This window comes from Enterococcus sp. 3H8_DIV0648 (genome assembly GCF_002140655.1).
Lineage (GTDB): Bacteria > Bacillota > Bacilli > Lactobacillales > Enterococcaceae > Enterococcus_A > Enterococcus_A hulanensis.
The window spans coordinates 3,209,061-3,228,206 of record NZ_NGLG01000001.1 but is presented as its reverse complement, the minus strand read 5'-3'; the positions used below and the strand labels follow the sequence as shown (position 1 = coordinate 3,228,206).

Here is a 19,146-nt window from a genome sequence, read left to right as displayed (position 1 = left end):
GCTTCCATATCTGGTAATATTTCATATTCTTCAAAAATACTTGCAATCTCCTTTTTAAAGGGAGAAATTCTTTGCTCATAATATTCTCTGGCTCCGTAATCTTTAACAGTTATCTTACCTTCAATGAAAACTTGATTAAATTTTTTTTCTATTTCAGAACTAGCTATTATATTTAATTTATAGTCTACTTCTTTATCATTGAGTGATGAGTCATTTTCAATAATTTTACTTCTTAGGTTATTCATGAATCTATAATATTCGTTATCATCTTCCAATAAATATGCTTTTGACCACAAACGCTTTATCAGATCATTCCAATTAGGAAACTGCTTCAAATATCTTTTTGAGATACCTGAGCCAATAAAAACTATTGGATAAACATTCTTTTCGACTAATTCATCTAACACTGACAAAACCATCACTCCAATCTATAATAATTCTCACACTTAGTATATCAAAAATTTTTTATGAATGTTCAAAGTATAAAACTTTCTAGGATTCGTATAAATACAATTGCTATAGACTAGGTGACAAAGTTGAGTATATAACGACCTACTTTTCTCAATACTGTTAGGCCTAACCAGTATATGAGAGATGGAGAAATTGAACAAACAAAAAACCCCGCTCAAACGAGCGGGGTCGATCATTCATTATTTGTTTAATGAATCTTTCGCTTGGTCAGCTAGTGCTGTGAAAGCAGCTGCATCGTTAACTGCTAAGTCAGCTAACATTTTGCGGTTGATTTCGATACCGGCAACTTTAAGACCGTGCATTAATTTTGAGTAGCTCAAGCCGTTCATACGAGCTGCAGCGTTGATACGTGCAATCCACAATTTACGGAAGTCGCGTTTCTTTTGACGACGATCGCGGTATGCGTAGTTGTATGAATTCATTACTTGTTCTTTAGCTGTTTTAAATAGAGTGTGTTTAGAACCGTAGTAACCTTTAGCTAGTTTTAATGTCTTTTTACGACGTTTACGAGTTACAGTTCCACCTTTAACACGTGCCATGTTTAATTCCTCCTAATAAATAAATCATTGAATTTTTTAAGTTGTAAAGCGGGTTGCACAATTATTTCATGCGTGCCAATTGTTGGCGGATACGTTTGTAATCGCCTTTTGATACCATAGACGCTTTACGTAATTGACGACGTTGTTTTTTAGTTTTTCCGTGGAAACGGTGACTTGTGAACGCGCGGAAACGTTTCAAACCGCCTTTACCAGTGCGTTTTACGCGTTTTGCTAAACCGCGATGTGTTTTTTGTTTTGGCATGACTAAATTTCCTCCTACTTTTCATTTCGCATACTCTTTAACTAGAGTCAAAGAAGCATTCTCAAAATTATTGCTAGTCTTTCTTCTCTTTCGGTGCAAGCACTAAGAACATGCTACGTCCGTCCATCTTCGCTTTTTGTTCCACTGTCGCGATATCGGCAGTTTCTTCAGCTAAGCGATCAAGAACTTTTTGACCAATATCTTTGTGGGTAATGGCACGGCCCTTGAAGCGGATCGAAGCTTTCACTTTGTCGCCTTTTTCCAAGAATTTACGTGCGTTACGAAGTTTTGTATTAAAATCGTTCAAGTCGATTGTTGGGCTCAAACGAACTTCTTTAACGTTGATCACTTTTTGTTTCTTGCGAGCTTCACGTTCTTTTTTCTGTTGTTCGAAACGATACTTCCCATAATCCATGATACGTGCTACCGGTGGTTTTGCACCAGGAGCTACTAGGACTACATCAAGGTTTGCTTGTTCAGCAATCTTTAAGGCTTCTACTTTCGATTTAACACCTAGTTGTTCGCCGTCTTGTCCGATCAAACGTACTTCACGTGCACGAATGCCGTCGTTAACCATCATATCCTTTGCTATGGTCATTCACCTCCAAATTTTTTGAGAGAAAAAAAGCGAATAAAAAAAACGAGTTCTTTACGAACCCGCACGTAGTTCGACTCATCGAAAAGATCAGTCATTAACTATCTAGCCCAGCGAGATGTTCGCATAAGGCGAGAAGCGGGTGCTTCTGCTTTTATTTCTCAACTTTAATAGTATACAAGATATTCTATCGAATGTCAACCTCTTAACGACTGTTTCTGATTGTTTTCAGAAACTATCTATTGAATTTTCTTTAGTTTGTATGCTAACGTATATATGGCAGAATACTCTACAACTTAAAACTTTATTCAATATAAAAAAGGACGTGATGCAATGGAACAACCTTTTCTCAAAGAATTGATTCATTACAAAAAACTAAAGGAATCACCGTTTCGCTTGATCGGTGCCGGCCTTTGTATGATCAGTGTTTTATTCACCGGCTATTTATCCCACCAACTAGCTATTTCTAGTTTCGGCTCATTAGGTATCTTCACCTTTCTCTATTATCAAAGACTCCCGCTAAAACAATTAATGTTGCGCCTGTCTGTCGTCGGCAGCTTTTTAACTGCGGCAAATTTTTTCGCCATGCTTTCGACTCACGCCGCTTGGACGGCACCGATCGTCGTTGCTGCTATTGGCTTTTTAGGAAGATTTTTCTTTCGCTTATATGGAATTGCTAAGCCCGGTCCTTTTTTCATCGTCATGGTTACGGCCATGGGCGTAAGTACAAAGATTCCGCTAGCTAGAATTCCTGTAATGAGCGGCTACTTTTTTATCGGGGTTCTTTTCGCCATAGCGGTGGCTTTCATCTTACATTTTGTAGAAAATGAGCCTTTGCCTGAGAAAAAAGCAGGTAAAACAATAATTGCGCGAATCAATGATGATCCTGCTGTCGTTATCGATAGTCTTTTATATAGTGGAATTTTATTTTTCGCGGTCTATCTAAGCATGGGCTTGCAGCTGAAAAATCCATACTGGCTCGTCGTTTCTTGCGCCTCCATTTTACAGGCGGATAACCTGCGGGCAATGGCCCATCGCAATGTCCAACGCATCTTTGGTACGATTATCGGACTGGCAATTGCCGCCTTTCTATTGAATTTACCTTTATCAGTTTTCGAAACGCTGCTGATAATCACCGCTTTGTTTGTAACTGTTGAATATTTCGTTAGACGCAATTATGCGATTGCCCAGTTTTTTACCACCCCGATGGCATTGATGCTCTCCATGCTAGTCCGCCAGCAATATCTTTACTCCATGATCCAGTTCCGCTTTTTAGGAATCGTGATCGGCAGCTTATTAGGACTTCTAGCCGGCTGGCTGATGAGCACCAGTTTAGAGTTTTACAATCGAAAATTTCATACGAACTAGATAGAAAGATAAGAAAGGCTTCGCGAACTCGCTCAGCTTTTGAGCAATAAGACCAAAATATTTCTAAATTGCTTCTCAAATTTCGAAATATTTTTGCTTATTGCCGATAAAGCTAGTTCGTGAAGCCAGACATGGATATACCCGCTACAAAGCGATTTATTCATATGAAAATTTTATACTTACTTTAATGTTCAGAAAACCGAGTGCCCTCACTCGGTTTTTGCTATAATGGGGACATGAAAATTGAAGGAGGCTCCTCTATGTACCGATTGATTGCTTGTGATTTGGATGAAACCTTGTTAGATAAAGGGCGGCATGTTTCAAAACGAACGCAAGAAACCATAAAAATGGCAGAAGCGAAAGGTTTGGTCTTCGCGCCGGCAACAGGCCGCGGATTCTATTCGATCAAACAAACCTTGAAAGAATTAGATGCGGAAAATAAAGCAAATCACTATATGATCGGTTTTAATGGCGGTGTGGTCGTTGAAAATGAAGGCCCCACGATCATTAAGGATTTTCCTTTGTCGTTTGATATTTTGGCGCGACTATTTGAATTTGGCTCAAACTATGATGTAGCGATCCACCTTTATACCTTTGATCAAACGTATGTCTATCATAGCAACCCGGAAGAAGACGCGTATCTTACGACGATCCCTCATGAGAAACGACTGGATGATGATATTCGCTTTCTGGAAAATCAAGTCTGCTATAAAGCGTTGTTCCAAAATTTGGATCGCAGCTACTTAGAAAAATTGGAACAAGAAATGCCGGCGGAGCTTCATGACCTGTTAGAGATCAGCTACTCGTCTAATCGTTACATTGAATTTAATCCCAAAGGTGTCAATAAAGGGGTCGCTTTGCAAACCTTGGCTGAACATCTCGACATCCCAATGAACGAGACGATCGCCATCGGGGACAACACCAACGACCTAGCGATGATCCATGCAGCAGAATTAGGGATTGCCGTAGCCAATGCTGTTCCTGCCGTAAAAGAAGCCGCGCAGCATACGACGATCGCTGATCACGAGCAAAGTGCTGTCGCTGAAGTCATCGAAACTTTTATATTATAGTAGTAAACAGTTATCTCTGACTCATCTTGATGAAGTTATTTTTCAAAGCAAAAAAGCGAAGCGATCAAATGATCGTTTCGCTTTTATCGTATTCTGCGCCATAAAATTAAGATCAGCCACACGGATAATCCCAGACTAATGATCAACGTTATGATCCAGCCAACCTCAGAATGAGTGAACGGCAATGGCATGTTCATCCCGAAAAAACCTGTTACGATCGTCGGAATCGTTAATAATAAAGACCAGATCGTCAAAATTTTCATCGTGTCATTCAGATTATTATTCAGCAAATTATTGTAGGTTCCTGATAATTGATCCAAAATCTCACTGGACAACCTCGTCATCTCCACTGCCTGCCTAGCCTCAATCAACGCATCATCCAGCTCTTCTTTTTCCTTATCCGTAAAACTGGAAAAAATCGACTGCACCTTTACCTGCTCCAACAGTACGGCATTCTGTTTGGTCGCAGTGACTAAATAAACCAAGCCGATCTCTAAATCAGAGAGCGCCAATAAATTCTTATTCGTTGTCTTTTCCCGCAGTCTTTTATTCAATTGAATGCGCTGACTGTCTACTTCTTCCACCAGCGGGAAATAGTAATCAGAAATCAAGAACAATGTATGGAACAGCAAGCTCGCCGTGCTTTGATTCGGCTCGTTCGCTAAGAGATTTTCGATAATATTCTCTACATATGAAGTGCGTTCATTTACAAAAGAAAAAAAGTAATGGTCCTTTAAAATAAATGCCATCGGACTAGTTTCGTAATGATTATCCTTTTTTAAGAGGTTCGGCACATTAAAGATCAGAAGCAATGCTTTTTCCATCGGATCATATTCCACCCGCGCCCGTTCATTATCATCGAGCGCATACGTCAGCATCTCATCACTGATCGCAAAGCTGGTTCTCAATTTTTTTATCTCATGAGGTTGCGTAGTGTCTACATTGATCCACGAACACATCTCTTGATTGAATGTCTGTCTGCTGTCCATCAGAAACCTCCGTATATTGAATGGTAATAAGATTAGTATAACAAATTCTCTCGCTTAATATCGATTTCTTACTCACACTAAGAGTTTCCTATTGACTTTTTCAATACCTCGTCTTATTATACTTATAAAGCGAGGTATTGAGCAAAAGGAGGTATATATTTGGATATTGATAAAGAAATTTTGCGAGGATATATTGATCCTATTATTCTGAGCGTCTTAAATAGAGCTGACAGCTATGGTTATGACATCGCTCGTCAAGCAAAAGAATTTAGTCATGAAACATTCGAACTAAAGGAAGGAACTCTATATGTTGCCTTCAAACGTTTGGAAAAAAATGGTTATGTTGTCAGCTATTGGCAAGAAGGTCAAGCCGCCAGACGGAAATATTACCATTTAACGGAAAAAGGTCACACATTCTTACAGCACAAAAAAAAGGAATGGCAATTTATTAAACAATTAATGGATACTTTTTATAAAGGAGTCGAATAAGATGAATACTTCAACAGATGATAAAATTCAAAAATTTGCAGATGAAATGGTCAAAGCAAGTCTCAGTAGAGATGAACTAAGTTATCCTGAACGGATGTCGTTAAAACTACAAGAGCTGCAAGAAAAAACGAGGCAAAATTTAAAGCCTGATCGGAAAGAAGAAACGGAAGAAATCACTGGTTACATCAAAGATTACATTGTCCAACTGATGAAAGAAGAAAATTTGAGCGAAGAAGATGCTTTGAATAAAGCAATGGCTGCGTTTAGAGCTGATCGCCCACTATCGGATGAAGAAATCAAGAATCAAGAGCGACAAGCATATTATCAATCCATTGACCCCCAAACCGAAGAATCAATTGGTTTAGGTTATGCTAGCAATCTATTCATCGGAATTGTGATCGGTGCAATCATTGGAATCTTCGGACAAATTTTATACAACAATGAACTGATCGGGATTGTTTTCTTTTTGATGCTTGGGTTAGGTCTATTACTCGGAATTGCTTTAGGTTTAAATAAACATGGTCGGGTCATCAACCAAAATCGAATCAAATAGTCTGCAAAAAAGCTTTGCCAAAAAATCTGGCAAAGCTTTTATTTATTCAACCGGCACTCCCTGAACTTCTAAAATTTTTTCATCAATCAACCGGAGAACTTCATCCCGCGCTGCCGCATCGTCAACAAAATTCAGACGGTCGCCGTCGATTTGGATTTTAGGACTTTCATTGTACTCTTCATACCATTGATCGTAGCGGCTGTTTAATTCTTTATAGTAATCATATAAGGTCGGATCAAATTCCAATTGTTCATACTCCCGGCCGCGTTTTTGAATACGGTCCATCATCGTTTCAAAAGAAACACGGATGTGGACTAATAAATCCGGATGCTTTTTGTGAGCGGCATAGGGCAATTCCTGCATCATGTTCGCCAATAATTCATCATAGACCTTCACTTCTGTCTCAGTTGCTCGACCAAGATCAGCGTTCAAGTGGAATAATAAAGAATCTTCATAGATTGAACGATCTAGGACATTGTTATCATCCTGCATCGCTTTTTTAATACTGTCAAACCGTTTATTTAAAAAGTAAATTTGCAATAAAAATGCATATTGTTCTGGATCAGCATAAAACAGCGGCAATACTTCATTATCGTCAATTGATTCATAAAAAGCCTGACTGCCTAAATGCTCGGACAGCATCGCGGTCAAACTTGATTTCCCTGCTCCAATGGTTCCTGCTAATACGATCACGCTCATAAACCTCCAACTCGCTTCATACAAAATATAGTGCGTATTTTTCAACTTATCTAATATACCCCCAATATCTTGTGCCGTCAATCGAAATACTTCTAAAATAAATCAAATTTTTCTTCTAAGGAATGTTTAAAAAATCGTTGATTTTCAAAAACTTTTCAGTGGTTTCGTTTACTTGTAGGCATTCTCTGAGTAAAATGAGATAAGACTTAAATGGAATATTATTATCTTATAAAGTTTCTCTGTGCATTTTCAACTAAAGATAAAAAGAAATCGAATTGTTTTTGCTATAGAATCAGATCAATTAAAATGAATATTAGTGGAATTGAATTTTTTTCTGACGAGACGAATTACTCTAAAACGAAATAGGGGTTTTTTTAATGAAATCGATTGGCACGGGTTATGCCAGCGGAAAAATCATATTAATGGGGGAACATTCGGTTGTCTACGGAGAACCGGCGATTGCCTTTCCTTTTTCTGGAACAGGCATCCAAGCAACGATCCGCGCAAATAAATTAGAATCATGGATCGAATCTAGCTTCTTCCACGGACCGCTTTCAGAAGCTCCGAATACGATGCGCAATGTTACGGTTCTGCTTTGGTATTTAGTGAAGCATTTTAAAATTCCAGAACCATTTTACTTAAAAATAGAAAGCTCGATTCCAGCTGAACGCGGAATGGGCTCTAGTGCGGCAGTTGCTGTCGCGATCACACGTGCCGTTTTTGATTGGATGGAAGAACCGGCAACGCAGGAAAACGTGCTGCATTTTGTAAACCAAGCTGAAGCAGTGGCACACGGTAATCCTAGCGGTATCGATGCAACAACCATCAGCGGTACTGAACCGATCCTTTATCAAAAAGGTATCGGCTTCCAGCCTTTTCAATTAAATATGGATGCTTTTTTAGTGGTCGCCGACACAGGTATTAAGGGGCAGACGCGCAAAGCAGTCAAAGATATTGCGAAATTGATGGAGATGCGTCCCTATGAAACCAATAAACAAATGCGGACATTAGGAAAATTGACCAGACAGGCACAACAGGCAATTTCACAGAACCGCCCGCAAATTTTAGGCGACTGTATGAATCAAGCTCAAGGGTTATTGCGGCTATTAGGCACCAGCAATCGTCACTTAGATCACTTGATCGAAACGGCATTAGAAAATCAGGCATTAGGTGCTAAATTGACAGGCGGAGGCCGCGGCGGTTGTATGATCGCTCTAGCCGAAGACGAAACAAGCGGACGTCGACTGCAGCAAATCTTATTAGCTGCCGGCGCTCGAAATACATGGATCGAAGGGTTAGGTGTGTACGCGCATGTATAGCGGCAAAGCTCGAGCTTATACCAATATCGCCTTGATAAAATATTGGGGCAAGGAAAACCAAGAACTGATCATTCCAATGAACAACAGCTTGTCACTGACATTGGATGCCTTTTATACAGAAACAAACGTAACTTTTTCAGAAGACACGTCCGAAGACCTCTTCTACTTAGACAATCAACTGCAAGATTCGAAAGCGACCTTAAAAGTGAGTCGCTTTCTTGATTTAGTGCGGGCAAAAGCAGGCAGCTCCTTACATGCCGTCGTCAAAAGTCAAAACTTTGTCCCGACTGCAGCTGGATTGGCTTCTTCTGCTAGCGGGTTAGCTGCTTTAGCAGGGGCTGCCAGTGCAGCGTTAAATTTACAGCTTTCATCCGAAGAATTATCTCGTTTGGCTCGTCGTGGTTCCGGTTCGGCTTGCCGCAGTATTTACGGCGGCTTTGCAGAATGGCAAAAAGGCGATTCCGACGAGACTTCTTATGCCGTAAATATTCCTAGTGATCGTTTTGAAGATGATTTAAGCATGTTCTTCGTAGTTGTTAACGATGCGCAAAAAGATATTTCCAGTCGTGATGGGATGCAGCGAACTGTTGAAACTTCTGCTTTTTACGATGGCTGGCTGCAGACCGTACCGCAGGATTTGGCTAAAGCTAGAGAAGCCATCGCAGGTAAGGACTTTACCGCGCTTGGCGAAGTGACCGAAGCTAGTGCTTTAAAAATGCACGGCACGACCTTAGCCGCAACGCCGCCGTTTACTTATTGGTCCGCAGAAAGTATGAAGGCGATGAATCTTGTTCGTCAAATTAGAACTAACGGCTTGCCATGCTATTTCACGATGGACGCCGGTCCAAATGTCAAAATTCTTGTTGAACGAAAAAATGAAGAAGCATTATTGAACGCCTTAAAGGACCAATTTGACCCGCAGCAACTCGTGGTCGCCCATGCTGGTCCGGCAATTGAAGTCTTATCAGAGGAGGAAGCATAAATGATCGAAGTGACTGCACCAGGCAAGCTGTACATTGCCGGCGAATATGCGGTAGTAGAACCGGGACATCCGGCGATCATCGTTGCGATCGATCAATTTATTTCGGTCTCGATCGGTCCGGCGAAGAAAAGCGGCAGTATTCAATCCGCTCAATACAGCGACATGCCTATCCGCTGGACTCGCCGTAAAAATGAACTCGTCTTGGATATTCGTGACAATCCTTTCCATTATATTTTAGCGGCGATTCACTTTACCGAAAAATTCGCCCAAGAAAAAGGCAAAAAACTGGCTTTCTTTGATTTGAAAGTAACCAGCGAACTAGATAACTCTAACGGTCGAAAATATGGCTTAGGTTCCAGCGGTGCTGTGACAGTAGCGACAGTTAAAGCACTAAACGCTTTTTATGAACTAAATCTTTCACAGCTTGAATTGTTTAAGCTGGCTACGCTGGCCCACTTAAATGTTCAAGGCAACGGCTCATGCGGGGATATCGCGGCAAGCTGCTACGGCGGCTGGCTAGCTTTTTCAACCTTTGATCATGACTGGGTGCTAGACAAGCTGGCATCTGAAAAGATGGCTACGCTGATCGAAAGTGATTGGCCAAGCCTGCAGATCGAACCTTTGCAAGTCCCAGAAGACTTGCGTTTATTAATTGGTTGGACCGGCAGCCCGGCGTCGACCTCTGATCTCGTGGATCAGGTCCATCGATCTCGCATCGAAAAGAAAACTTCCTACGAAAACTTTTTGAACGCTAGCAAAGAATGTGTGGATCAAATGATTCAAGGCTTCAAACAAAATGATATCGCCTTGATCCAAAAAATGATTCGTAAAAATCGCAGCTTATTAAATCAATTAACCAGTCTAAGCAACGTATCGATTGAAACCGAAGAATTGAAACGGCTGAATGATCTGGCAGAACAATATGGCGGTGCCGCTAAATCATCCGGCGCTGGCGGAGGCGACTGTGGGATCGTGATCGTTGATAAGCGGGCAGGTATCCTGCCGTTGATGAGCTCATGGGAAAAGGCCGGCATCACGCCGCTGCCTTTACATGTCTATCATCTTACGGAGGATCGCCATGAATCGTAAAGACGAACATGTTTCGCTCGCTCGGGCTTTCCATCAAAAGCCGAAGGAAAATGACTTTGACGATGTTCGCTTGATCCACTCTTCTTTGGTGAATACTCGACCAGAAGAGATCGATCTAAGTACGGAAATTCTCGGATTAAAGCTCAGCGCTCCTTTTTATATCAACGCAATGACTGGCGGCAGCGAGAAAACCAAGAAAATCAATCATGATTTAGCGATCATCGCCCGTGAAACGAATCTAATGATGGCGACCGGTTCAGTTAGTGCCGCTCTAAAAGATCCAAGCGTAGCGGATTCCTACACCGTCGTTCGAGAAGTAAATCCCCACGGCTTGATCTTAGGCAATATGGGGGCCGGCAGAACAAGCGACGATGCCAAAAAAATCGTCGACCTGCTTCAGGCAGATGGTTTTCAGATTCATCTGAACGTCCCGCAGGAACTGGTCATGCCTGAAGGGGACCGTGATTTTCATGAATGGTCAAAAAACATCGCAGAAACGGTCCAACAACTAGCAGTTCCAGTGATCGTTAAAGAAGTTGGTTTCGGCATGAACAGAGAATCTATCCAGCAGCTGCAAGCACTCGGCGTAAAAGCGGTAGATGTTTCAGGCCGCGGCGGCACCAGCTTCTCTCAAATCGAAAATGCCCGCCGAAAAAAACGCGAATTGAATTATTTAGATGACTGGGGGCAATCAACGGTGACCTCCCTATTGGAAGCGCAAAAAATAAATGACCTAACGCTTTTAGCTTCTGGCGGTATCCGCAACGCCTATGACATTTTCAAAGCTCTTTGTTTAGGCGCCAAAGCTGTCGGGATTTCCGCTGGCATTTTAGATCACCTTATCAGTAATGGCATTGACGCTACGGTGGAAATGATCGAAGACTGGAAAATTCAGCTTCGGCGTTTGTACCTGATGACTGATAAAGCAACGACTGCTGATCTAGTTCACAACCCGATCATCCTAAGCGGTGCACCCAAAGAATGGTGTGAAGCTCGCGGAATCGATTATAAAAAATTAGCCCTGCGCAGCTAAAAGAAGAGGCTGAGATCATTCGATCTCAGCCTCTTCGTCTGTAAAGATGTTTTCCTGAATCATTCCTTGTGCCTCTTCGGCTTTTCCTTCGAGCAATGCTCGATAGATTTTATTATGCAAACTCGTATTGTCTTGATAATCTTCCATTCGCAATACTTGCTGGCTTAAATGCAGTTTAATATCCGGCAGCAGCTCATTGTACCACTTAATCAAAAAAGGATTCTGACTCATAGCGACGATCTGCTGATGGAATGCCAGATCAGCCTCAATGTATTCAGAGAATTTCCCCGCCTCCAGCAAATGATTCCGTTGAAACAATACTTCTTTTAAACGCAGCAGGTCTTTCTCACTTTGATGAACTGTTGCCAGCAATACTGCCTGTCCTTCGATCATGGAACGTGCCCGCAAAAGATCACCAGTCGAAAACTCCCCGATACTGCCATTTTTAACAAAGGTTCCAGAGCCTTGCTTCACTTCCAAAACATTACTGAAGACTAGAATTTTTACTGCTTCTCGCAAAGTCGAGCGTCCAACACCGAAAATCTCCGCCAATTCCTTTTCGACCGGCAGCTTATCTCCGATCGTCAGCTCGTTTTGTTGAATGTAATTTTCTAACTGTTGAATCGTTTCGTTCACCAGACTCCGATTTTTCGTCATTTTCATAGCCTCTTCCTTGGATTGTCAGCAGCAAGATCCCGCCACACAAAATAATCATAACATATAAAAAGACATTGAAGGTTTGAAAAATATCTACCATTACACCTAAAAGAATCGGAATCACTCCGCCGACAATATAGCCGAAGGATTGTACCATACCAGTCCACAAGCTAGCTTCCATCGGATCATCACTCGCCTGTAACGGCAATAACATAGCGATCGGAAAATAACCGCCCAAGCCAAAACCGATCAAAACAATCCCGCCAATCAGCAAGAAAAAGTAACTTGTCAGCAAACAACCCACTCCCAGTAAAATCATGGCACCGCAGATCATTATCCAGCTGCGGGTACTCCCCCAATGATCCATCAACACCGGAATAATGAAACTGAAGATCATTTGCACGATCACAAATATGGTCAAATACTGACTAGCATCAACGCGAGAGAAGCCTTTTTGAACAAGCAACTCCACTAGCCATGTACTAACACCATAAAACATTCCAGATTGCAGACCGAAGAACAAAACCATTTTCCATGCCTGAATCTTCTTTAATGGAAAACCATTTGAGACTGGCGATGCCGTGGTCACGTTCGCCACCTTTTGTCTCATCACAAAATACCAGACACCGCCGGCAACGATCGCGAACACACCCCAGCTTCCCAACGCAAAAGACCAAGAATCTTCTGCCAGTAAAAGACTAAATTTCGAAGCAGTCGCCGAACCGATCCCCATACTGATCGAATACACACCGATTAGTAAACCTGTTTGCTGCGGGAAAAATTCTTTGATCAAACTTGAAAGCAGCGGCCCGATGATCGCGATTGAAAAGCCGATCACGATAGCGGAAAGGACTAAGCTCAAATAATTGGAAAGCAAACTCCGGCTGGCAGTCCCTATTGCTAGTAAAAACAAACAAAGTAAAATGCTGCGATCACGGCCAAGCTGCTGCTGCATCCGTTTAACCCCGAAAGCCATCACTCCCATACAGATTACCGGAATACTCGTCAGCAAGCTCGCCTGAAAATTATTCAGCTGCAAGTCCTGCTTGATCAATCCAATCAACGGCGGTATCGAAGAAATCCCCAAACGCAGATTCAAGGCTACGATAAAAACCACAAAAATCATTTTCTTATTTTTCATAAATTGCTCCTTTCTGAAATTCATATGATGTATTTTTAATTCATCATATCATTTAGAAAAGAGCTTGGCAATTTTTTCTGAACATATCCAGCTCACCTTCGTAAAGTGTGGAAAGTTGGCAAAAAAAAGAAACCCATGAATGGATTTCTCTATCTTCTAAGTAATCGTTGAAGCCAATTTTTCTTTTCGCCGATTCGAATGTTTCCGCTGATTTTTTTTGCATCCAGCATTGATTGGAAAAAGATATTGTCTTGTAATAATAATTGGTTGATAATCTGCAGACGTCTTAAATGTTTTTTCTTATGCTCATCAAAATCCAGATCTTCCGGCGGATTTTCAGATACCTCAAGCCGCGCATAGTCTCTTTGGACAAGCTTCATTAGTTCATATTGCTGTGTTAAAAGACGATTAATTTGTTTGATTTCAGGTAGCGTTACAGAAACTTTCGAATCCGAGGGAGCCAAGCGATTCAACGCGGCAACATAATCCTGCATATCCAGCATAAAAATATGATTGGATTTGCTTGCCATTAATTTTTTCTCATTCGCCAAATAATCAATTAACGCACCTAATCGTGCATTTGATTCACCTAGTTCTTTTAACTCTCGTTTCAGTTTCTCCATGCCTTCGAACCCTTCCTCTTTTCCTAATTCTAGTCTATCGTTTTTCACAGGCTATAACAATCAAAGAGATTCATTTTATCTAAAAAAAATGAATGTTTTAAATAAAAACAATTAAAATTATTTTTTTCTAAAAAATACATAATGTTTTCGTGAACAGCTCGCAAAAAAAGAGCCCTCATGAAGAGGACTCCTGCTAAGCTCTAAGCTTTGTAATCGTAAGCTGTTACGATGATTTCTTTCAACTCGCTGATCAATGGTTCTTTCGGATTAGCTGTTGTACATTGGTCTTCGTAAGCTAACTCAGACATACGATCAACTGTTGTATTCAATGTTTCTTGAGTCACGCCTTGCGCTTTCAAGTTCATGTCGATACCAACAGTTACACCTAAGTTGTAAACTGCTTCGATCAATGCTTCGACTAATTCTGCTGTTGTATTACCTTTAAGTCCTAAGAACTTAGCGATATCAGCGTAGTCAGTGTCTGCACGGAAGTAGTCATATTTAGGGAACATCGCATGTTTTTGCGGATCTTTGGCATTGTAACGGATGATATGAGGCAATAGAATTGCGTTCGTACGTCCGTGAGGAATACCGTATTCTCCACCAATCTTATGAGCGATTGAGTGACAAATTCCCAAGAATGCATTGGCAAAGGCCATACCAGCCATTGCTGATGCGTTATGCATTTTTTCACGAGCTTCTGGATCAGCTGTTTTAACTGATGTTTCAAGGTTTTCAAAGACAAGTTTGATTGCTTGCAAGCTCAAGCCGCGAGTGTAGTCAGATGCCATAACAGATACATAAGACTCGATCGCATGAGTTAATACGTCCATACCAGTATCAGCAGTTACTGAAGCAGGTACTGTCATAACAAATTGCGGGTCAACGATCGCTACGTCCGGTGTTAACGCGTAATCTGCTAATGGGTATTTCACGTGTGTTTCGCTATCTGTGATAACGGCAAATGGTGTTACTTCAGAACCTGTACCAGATGTTGTCGGGATACATACGAACTGAGTTTTTTCAGGTTTGCCGATATTGTACGTACGTTTACGGATATCCAAGAATTTTTGTTTCGCGCCGAAGAATGAAGTGTCTGGGTGTTCAAAGAACATCCACATACCTTTCGCCGCATCCATCGCTGATCCACCACCTAAAGCAATAACTGTATCAGGTTTGAAGTCATTGAACATTTCTAAACCTTTGTAAACAGTGTTTGTTGAAGGGTTAGGCTCAACATCAGAGAATACTTCGATTTTCACGTCATTTTTACGACGTCCTAGAACTTCGCGAACGATGTCAGCATAGCCAAATTGAACCATACCAGGGTCACAAACTAACATAACACGTTCAACGTTTTCCATTTGTGTCAAATACAATAGAGAGTTCTTTTCGAAGTAGATTTTTGATGGTAATTTAAACCATTGCATATTATTTCTCCGTTTCGCTATAGTTTTAACATTGATTAAGTTAATAGCAGATACGTTCTTAGATACAGAGTTCTTACCGTATGAACCACAACCAAGAGTCAATGATGGGATCATTTCATTATAGATATCACCGATACCGCCTTCAGCAGATGGTGAATTTACTAAAATACGGCAAGCTTTCATACGCAAACCAAATTTCACTTGTAAATCTTCGTCTTCAGTATGGATAACTGCTGTATGTCCTAATCCGCCTAATTCAAGCATGCCTTGGCAAAGATCGAATCCATGTACATGGTCGTTTGCTTTGATCATAGCTAAAACTGGAGAAAGTTTTTCACGAGATAATGGGTAATCAGCACCCACACCGTCTAATTCTGCAATCAGAATCTTCGTGCCTGCAGGAACTTTGATGCCTGCGCGTTGTGCGATATCTTCAGCTGAATGACCAACGATCGCAGGGTTAACTGCGTATTTGCCTTCGTTCATTACAGCGTCTTCTAATCTCTTCAATTCTGCTTTTTTCACTACGTAGACTTGATGTGCTTGGAATTCAGCTTTCACTTCTTCGTAGACTTCTTTGTCAACGATGACAGCTTGTTCAGAAGCACAGATCATACCGTTATCAAATGATTTTGATACGATCAAGTCGTTTACTGCGCGTTTGATTTTTGCTGTTTTTTCGATATATGAAGGTACGTTACCGGCACCAACACCTAAAGCTGGTTTACCAGTTGAGTATGCTGATTTAACCATGCCAGGTCCGCCTGTCGCAAGAACGATTGCTACGCCTGGGTGGTTCATTAACATTGATGTTGCGTCGATCGATGGCTTTTCGATCCATTGGATACAGTTTTCAGGAGCGCCCGCTGCGATTGCAGCATCACGAACGATACGTGCAGCTTCAGCTGAACATTTTTGAGCACTTGGGTGGAATGCAAATACGATTGGATTCCCTGTTTTCAATGCAATCATTGATTTGAAGATCGTAGTAGAAGTTGGGTTAGTTGTAGGTGTTACCCCGCAAACAACGCCGACAGGTCCGGCAACTTCAATTAAACCTTTTTGTTTGTCTTCACCGATTACGCCAACTGTTTTGTCATGCTTGATGCTGTTCCAGATATACTCTGATGCATACATGTTTTTGATTGCTTTATCTTCAACAACCCCACGGCCAGTTTCTTCAACCGCCATTTTTGCTAACATCATATGTTTGTCTAGTGCAGCCATTGCCATTTCGTGAACGATATGGTCAACTTTTTCTTGATCGAAATCTTCCATTTCTTTCAGAGCAACATTTGCTTTTGTCGCCAGTTCATCAATCACTTGCTCAACGCTGATCGCGTCTTTTTCCTTTTCAATCGCTTTAGCCATGTGTATCCTCCTAAAAATTTTTGTGTTACTTTTCACATACACATCATACAACACCCGCAAACGTTTGTAAATACTTTTTGTGATTTTTTTCACACTAATATTTTTAATTATCAAATGCCATCATAACGCGAATTAAGTAACACATGCTTTTTTATCTCTTTCATAAACTATTCTATATTTAATAGAACTTTTTTCACAAATTATATACAAGTTCAAACCTGAAATGTAGAGTCTCATTACTTAAAAACAGCAGTAGTTTTTCATCCACATCCGTGTCCTCAGAAAGTTTCGACGATCACATCTTGTTCGGTATCAACTAATTATTATTACTAGCATCGGAACTCTCAACTTTTTGACTATATTGAGATAGAAAATCTTCGATCGAATTGGGAATTTTTTTATTCGTTTTTTCTAATTTGGTTTCACCGGTGCGAATTCCAGAAGGTTTCTCTTTGTCTCCTTCTTTCCAATCGCCAACTTCCCAAGTGTACCAATACTCGCCGTCTTTCTTAATGATTGAAGTATTGGTAAACGGGATAAAACGATTGTCCGCTTCATAATCAATTCGTGGCGGACCTTCATATTCCCTGTTGTCATAATCATCTCTTGTGGAAAATGAAATAGTAGCCATCCTTATTTTTTGTCCTAAATAATAATTCCCATTTTTCTCTTCGTATGCCCCTTCAACAAAATTAAATAATGGTCCTTCATCAAGATCACTTTCAAATCGTACTGTCGGCCAAGCTACGTAGTGTTTGCTATCCAAAAATTTTATATATGAAGGTATTTCCACTTGCTTGTAAACATAAACCTCTCCATATTCAAATTCCGAAACATACTCAACTGTAGTTAATGAAGATTTGACTACTTTGCTAACGGGGTCACGGAAAATATACACTAGAGCGCTTATTAAAATTAGACTAATTGATAAAAGGATTACTTTTGCTCTTTTGCTCATACGCTTTTTCTTTTTACTATTCTGAACTGTACAGAAAATTAATTATCCTCCGATTTTTTATACTCTTTTAAGAACTCTTCAACTGAATCCGGTATATTTTTGTCCGACTTTTCTAGAAGGGTTTCAATCTCTTTATTATTAATCTTTCGCGAATAAGTGAACGAATCATTTTTCTACTCTGAAATTATCACATTCCCCTTACTCACTTGAAGATCTATTTGTATCTGCCTTCTCATACTTCTTCAAGAATTCATCTGTAGAATTTGGAATATCCTTTTTTGATCGCTCTAATGGAAAATTGTACTCTATATCATTTATCTTTCGCCGATAAACCCACTGGTTCTTATTTTGTTCGATGCTGCCATTTTCAAAATCAGTTAGGTTTGGTTCAGTAGATACAAAAATTTCATCGTAACGATTTTTATCCAAACTATCCTGATCGTAAAAAGATAGTGACGTAACTTTGACTGACTCTCCAAGATAAAATTTTTCATTTAAAAACAAGCATTTACCTTCAATAAAAATGATGTCGTATGTTTCAGCATCACCGAAACTAGCTTCAGGAGATTTTGTACTAGGCATTGCTAAGTAACTCTCTTCATCAATGAACTTAATGTACCCTGACCTCGTCCCTTGTTCTATGAAACTGTAGATTTCTCCATAAACAATTTCTGTAATTTCTCTATTCGCTATCTCGTTCTTAGCATTTTCTTTTTTTATCACTAAGAAATACCATAAAGTAATGGCGGTGAGGGTTGTGAGGGTCATTAGTAAAATTGGCAAGATTCCGTTTTTGTTCTTCAATCGTTTCCTCCCTAGATTCTTCACTCTGGAATCACCAGCAATATCCTTACTCATTTGAAGAACTGTCTTTATCTACTTTCTGATACTTCTTCAAGAATTCATCTGTAGAATTTGGAATGTTCTTTTTCGATCGCTCCAATGGGAAATTAACTTCTCCATTATTTGACATACGGTGATAAACCCATTGGTTCTCATTTTGCTCAATACTGCCATTTTTAAAATCAATTGCATTTGGTTTAACAGATACATACATTTCATCATATTGTTTTGAATCCAAACCCTTTTCATCAGAAAAAGATAACATAGTGCTTTTCACTGACTTACCTAAATAAAATTTTCCATCAATATGTTCACATTTGCCTTCAATAAAAATGATATCGTAAGTTTCCCCATCACCAAAACTATCTTCTGGAGGGTTTGCTCTTGGTATCGCTACATAATTCTCCTCATCGATGAACTTAATATATCCTGGCATCAGTCCTCTTTCTGAGAAAGTATAAACTTCTCCAGGCACAATTTCTGTAATTTCACTGTTGAAAAATTTGTTCTTTGCGACTTCCTTTTTGGTCACTAAAAAATACCATAAAGTAATGGCTGTGAGGGCCATAATAGTTATTAGTAAAATTGGTAACAGTCCAGTTTTTTTGTTCAATCATTTACCTCGCTAAACGGTTGATAGATAAAAGGATTGTTTAGAATCTACC

20 protein-coding genes, 1 pseudogene and 1 other annotated feature are annotated in these 19,146 nt (G+C 40.2%); of the genes and pseudogenes, 8 read left to right on the top strand and 13 right to left on the bottom strand.

Going from position 1 to position 19,146, the window contains the following annotated elements; all coding sequences use genetic code 11:
• From A5875_RS23720 to infC, 4 genes and pseudogenes are all read right to left on the bottom strand, one after another.
• Positions 1-407, bottom strand: a pseudogene (locus A5875_RS23720) (SIR2 family protein); the annotation flags it as partial.
• A gap of 243 nt (positions 408-650) precedes the next feature.
• Positions 651-1,010, bottom strand: coding sequence for a 50S ribosomal protein L20 (gene rplT / locus A5875_RS14915; protein WP_010781965.1), 360 nt, complete (start codon positions 1,008-1,010; stop codon positions 651-653).
• 61 nt (positions 1,011-1,071) lie between these two features.
• Entirely contained in the window at positions 1,072-1,272 is a 201-nt protein-coding gene (rpmI, locus tag A5875_RS14910; protein ID WP_010747119.1) for a 50S ribosomal protein L35, read from the bottom strand.
• Positions 1,273-1,345: 73 nt separating this feature from the next.
• Positions 1,346-1,870, bottom strand: coding sequence for a translation initiation factor IF-3 (gene infC / locus A5875_RS14905; protein WP_088934317.1), 525 nt, complete (start codon positions 1,868-1,870; stop codon positions 1,346-1,348).
• A gap of 28 nt (positions 1,871-1,898) precedes the next feature.
• Positions 1,899-2,027: a sequence feature (ribosomal protein L20 leader region), on the bottom strand.
• A 173-nt stretch (positions 2,028-2,200) separates the two neighbouring features.
• Here infC and A5875_RS14900 point away from each other — a divergent pair.
• Both A5875_RS14900 and A5875_RS14895 read left to right on the top strand, forming a co-directional pair.
• Entirely contained in the window at positions 2,201-3,235 is a 1,035-nt protein-coding gene (locus tag A5875_RS14900; RefSeq protein ID WP_088934316.1) for an FUSC family protein, read from the top strand.
• Positions 3,236-3,495: 260 nt separating this feature from the next.
• A complete protein-coding gene (locus tag A5875_RS14895; RefSeq protein WP_088934315.1) occupies positions 3,496-4,305 on the top strand; it encodes a Cof-type HAD-IIB family hydrolase in 810 nt (269 codons plus the stop codon).
• A gap of 83 nt (positions 4,306-4,388) precedes the next feature.
• Here the strand turns inward: A5875_RS14895 and A5875_RS14890 are convergent, their stop codons facing one another.
• Positions 4,389-5,294: a magnesium transporter CorA family protein gene (locus A5875_RS14890; protein ID WP_088934314.1), complete on the bottom strand. Its 906-nt coding sequence runs from the start codon at positions 5,292-5,294 to the stop codon at positions 4,389-4,391.
• A 159-nt stretch (positions 5,295-5,453) separates the two neighbouring features.
• Between A5875_RS14890 and A5875_RS14885 the strand changes: the two genes are divergently transcribed.
• Positions 5,454-5,783 (top strand): PadR family transcriptional regulator, encoded by a 330-nt coding sequence (locus tag A5875_RS14885; RefSeq protein WP_088934313.1) that lies wholly within the window; start codon positions 5,454-5,456, stop codon positions 5,781-5,783.
• 1 nt (position 5,784) lies between these two features.
• Entirely contained in the window at positions 5,785-6,336 is a 552-nt protein-coding gene (locus A5875_RS14880) for a hypothetical protein (RefSeq protein WP_088934312.1), read from the top strand.
• Between the two features lie 42 nt (positions 6,337-6,378).
• Here the strand turns inward: A5875_RS14880 and A5875_RS14875 are convergent, their stop codons facing one another.
• A complete protein-coding gene (locus A5875_RS14875) occupies positions 6,379-7,035 on the bottom strand; it encodes a deoxynucleoside kinase (protein ID WP_088934311.1) in 657 nt (218 codons plus the stop codon).
• A gap of 377 nt (positions 7,036-7,412) precedes the next feature.
• Between A5875_RS14875 and mvk the strand changes: the two genes are divergently transcribed.
• Genes mvk through fni form a run of 4 tightly spaced genes read left to right on the top strand, consistent with a single transcriptional unit; the run spans position 7,413 to position 11,458 of the window.
• Positions 7,413-8,354, top strand: a complete 942-nt coding sequence (gene mvk / locus A5875_RS14870) for a mevalonate kinase (RefSeq protein ID WP_088934310.1) — start codon at positions 7,413-7,415, stop codon at positions 8,352-8,354.
• Positions 8,347-9,336: a diphosphomevalonate decarboxylase gene (gene mvaD, locus A5875_RS14865; RefSeq protein ID WP_088934309.1), complete on the top strand. Its 990-nt coding sequence runs from the start codon at positions 8,347-8,349 to the stop codon at positions 9,334-9,336. Before mvk ends, mvaD begins: the two co-directional genes overlap by 8 nt.
• Positions 9,337-10,425, top strand: a complete 1,089-nt coding sequence (locus A5875_RS14860; protein WP_088934308.1) for a phosphomevalonate kinase — start codon at positions 9,337-9,339, stop codon at positions 10,423-10,425.
• A complete protein-coding gene (fni, locus tag A5875_RS14855) occupies positions 10,415-11,458 on the top strand; it encodes a type 2 isopentenyl-diphosphate Delta-isomerase (protein ID WP_088934307.1) in 1,044 nt (347 codons plus the stop codon). Before A5875_RS14860 ends, fni begins: the two co-directional genes overlap by 11 nt.
• Before the next feature lie 15 nt (positions 11,459-11,473).
• On the opposite strand, the gene A5875_RS14850 is transcribed toward fni, so the two are convergent.
• The 7 genes from A5875_RS14850 to A5875_RS14820 form a co-directional block, all read right to left on the bottom strand.
• Positions 11,474-12,115 (bottom strand): FadR/GntR family transcriptional regulator, encoded by a 642-nt coding sequence (locus A5875_RS14850; RefSeq protein WP_088934306.1) that lies wholly within the window; start codon positions 12,113-12,115, stop codon positions 11,474-11,476.
• A complete protein-coding gene (locus A5875_RS14845; protein WP_088934305.1) occupies positions 12,030-13,256 on the bottom strand; it encodes an MFS transporter in 1,227 nt (408 codons plus the stop codon). Before A5875_RS14845 ends, A5875_RS14850 begins: the two co-directional genes overlap by 86 nt.
• 149 nt (positions 13,257-13,405) lie before the next feature.
• A complete protein-coding gene (locus tag A5875_RS14840) occupies positions 13,406-13,879 on the bottom strand; it encodes a hypothetical protein (RefSeq protein WP_088934304.1) in 474 nt (157 codons plus the stop codon).
• 200 nt (positions 13,880-14,079) lie between these two features.
• Positions 14,080-16,680, bottom strand: a complete 2,601-nt coding sequence (adhE, locus tag A5875_RS14835) for a bifunctional acetaldehyde-CoA/alcohol dehydrogenase (protein WP_088934303.1) — start codon at positions 16,678-16,680, stop codon at positions 14,080-14,082.
• Between the two features lie 316 nt (positions 16,681-16,996).
• Positions 16,997-17,638, bottom strand: a complete 642-nt coding sequence (locus A5875_RS14830) for a hypothetical protein (RefSeq protein ID WP_088934302.1) — start codon at positions 17,636-17,638, stop codon at positions 16,997-16,999.
• A gap of 198 nt (positions 17,639-17,836) precedes the next feature.
• On the bottom strand, positions 17,837-18,442 hold the full coding sequence (locus tag A5875_RS14825) for a hypothetical protein (RefSeq protein WP_141108304.1): 606 nt from the start codon (positions 18,440-18,442) through the stop codon (positions 17,837-17,839).
• A 46-nt stretch (positions 18,443-18,488) separates the two neighbouring features.
• On the bottom strand, positions 18,489-19,094 hold the full coding sequence (locus tag A5875_RS14820; protein WP_088934300.1) for a hypothetical protein: 606 nt from the start codon (positions 19,092-19,094) through the stop codon (positions 18,489-18,491).
• Positions 19,095-19,146 lie beyond the last annotated feature (52 nt).

What these genes read in the sequence shown, in the direction of transcription:
- A5875_RS14900 (WP_088934316.1), top strand. Translation starts at nt 2,201, where the DNA reads ATGGAACAACCTTTTCTCAAAGAATTGATTCATTACAAAAAACTAAAG.
- rplT (WP_010781965.1), bottom strand. Translation starts at nt 1,010, where the DNA reads ATGGCACGTGTTAAAGGTGGAACTGTAACTCGTAAACGTCGTAAAAAG.
- A5875_RS14840 (WP_088934304.1), bottom strand. Translation starts at nt 13,879, where the DNA reads ATGGAGAAACTGAAACGAGAGTTAAAAGAACTAGGTGAATCAAATGCA.
- fni (WP_088934307.1), top strand. Translation starts at nt 10,415, where the DNA reads ATGAATCGTAAAGACGAACATGTTTCGCTCGCTCGGGCTTTCCATCAA.
- A5875_RS14830 (WP_088934302.1), bottom strand. Translation starts at nt 17,638, where the DNA reads ATGAGCAAAAGAGCAAAAGTAATCCTTTTATCAATTAGTCTAATTTTA.
- A5875_RS14860 (WP_088934308.1), top strand. Translation starts at nt 9,337, where the DNA reads ATGATCGAAGTGACTGCACCAGGCAAGCTGTACATTGCCGGCGAATAT.
- infC (WP_088934317.1), bottom strand. Translation starts at nt 1,870, where the DNA reads ATGACCATAGCAAAGGATATGATGGTTAACGACGGCATTCGTGCACGT.
- A5875_RS14895 (WP_088934315.1), top strand. Translation starts at nt 3,496, where the DNA reads ATGTACCGATTGATTGCTTGTGATTTGGATGAAACCTTGTTAGATAAA.
- adhE (WP_088934303.1), bottom strand. Translation starts at nt 16,680, where the DNA reads ATGGCTAAAGCGATTGAAAAGGAAAAAGACGCGATCAGCGTTGAGCAA.
- rpmI (WP_010747119.1), bottom strand. Translation starts at nt 1,272, where the DNA reads ATGCCAAAACAAAAAACACATCGCGGTTTAGCAAAACGCGTAAAACGC.
- A5875_RS14845 (WP_088934305.1), bottom strand. Translation starts at nt 13,256, where the DNA reads ATGAAAAATAAGAAAATGATTTTTGTGGTTTTTATCGTAGCCTTGAAT.
- A5875_RS14890 (WP_088934314.1), bottom strand. Translation starts at nt 5,294, where the DNA reads ATGGACAGCAGACAGACATTCAATCAAGAGATGTGTTCGTGGATCAAT.
- A5875_RS14880 (WP_088934312.1), top strand. Translation starts at nt 5,785, where the DNA reads ATGAATACTTCAACAGATGATAAAATTCAAAAATTTGCAGATGAAATG.
- A5875_RS14875 (WP_088934311.1), bottom strand. Translation starts at nt 7,035, where the DNA reads ATGAGCGTGATCGTATTAGCAGGAACCATTGGAGCAGGGAAATCAAGT.
- mvk (WP_088934310.1), top strand. Translation starts at nt 7,413, where the DNA reads ATGAAATCGATTGGCACGGGTTATGCCAGCGGAAAAATCATATTAATG.
- A5875_RS14850 (WP_088934306.1), bottom strand. Translation starts at nt 12,115, where the DNA reads ATGACGAAAAATCGGAGTCTGGTGAACGAAACGATTCAACAGTTAGAA.
- mvaD (WP_088934309.1), top strand. Translation starts at nt 8,347, where the DNA reads ATGTATAGCGGCAAAGCTCGAGCTTATACCAATATCGCCTTGATAAAA.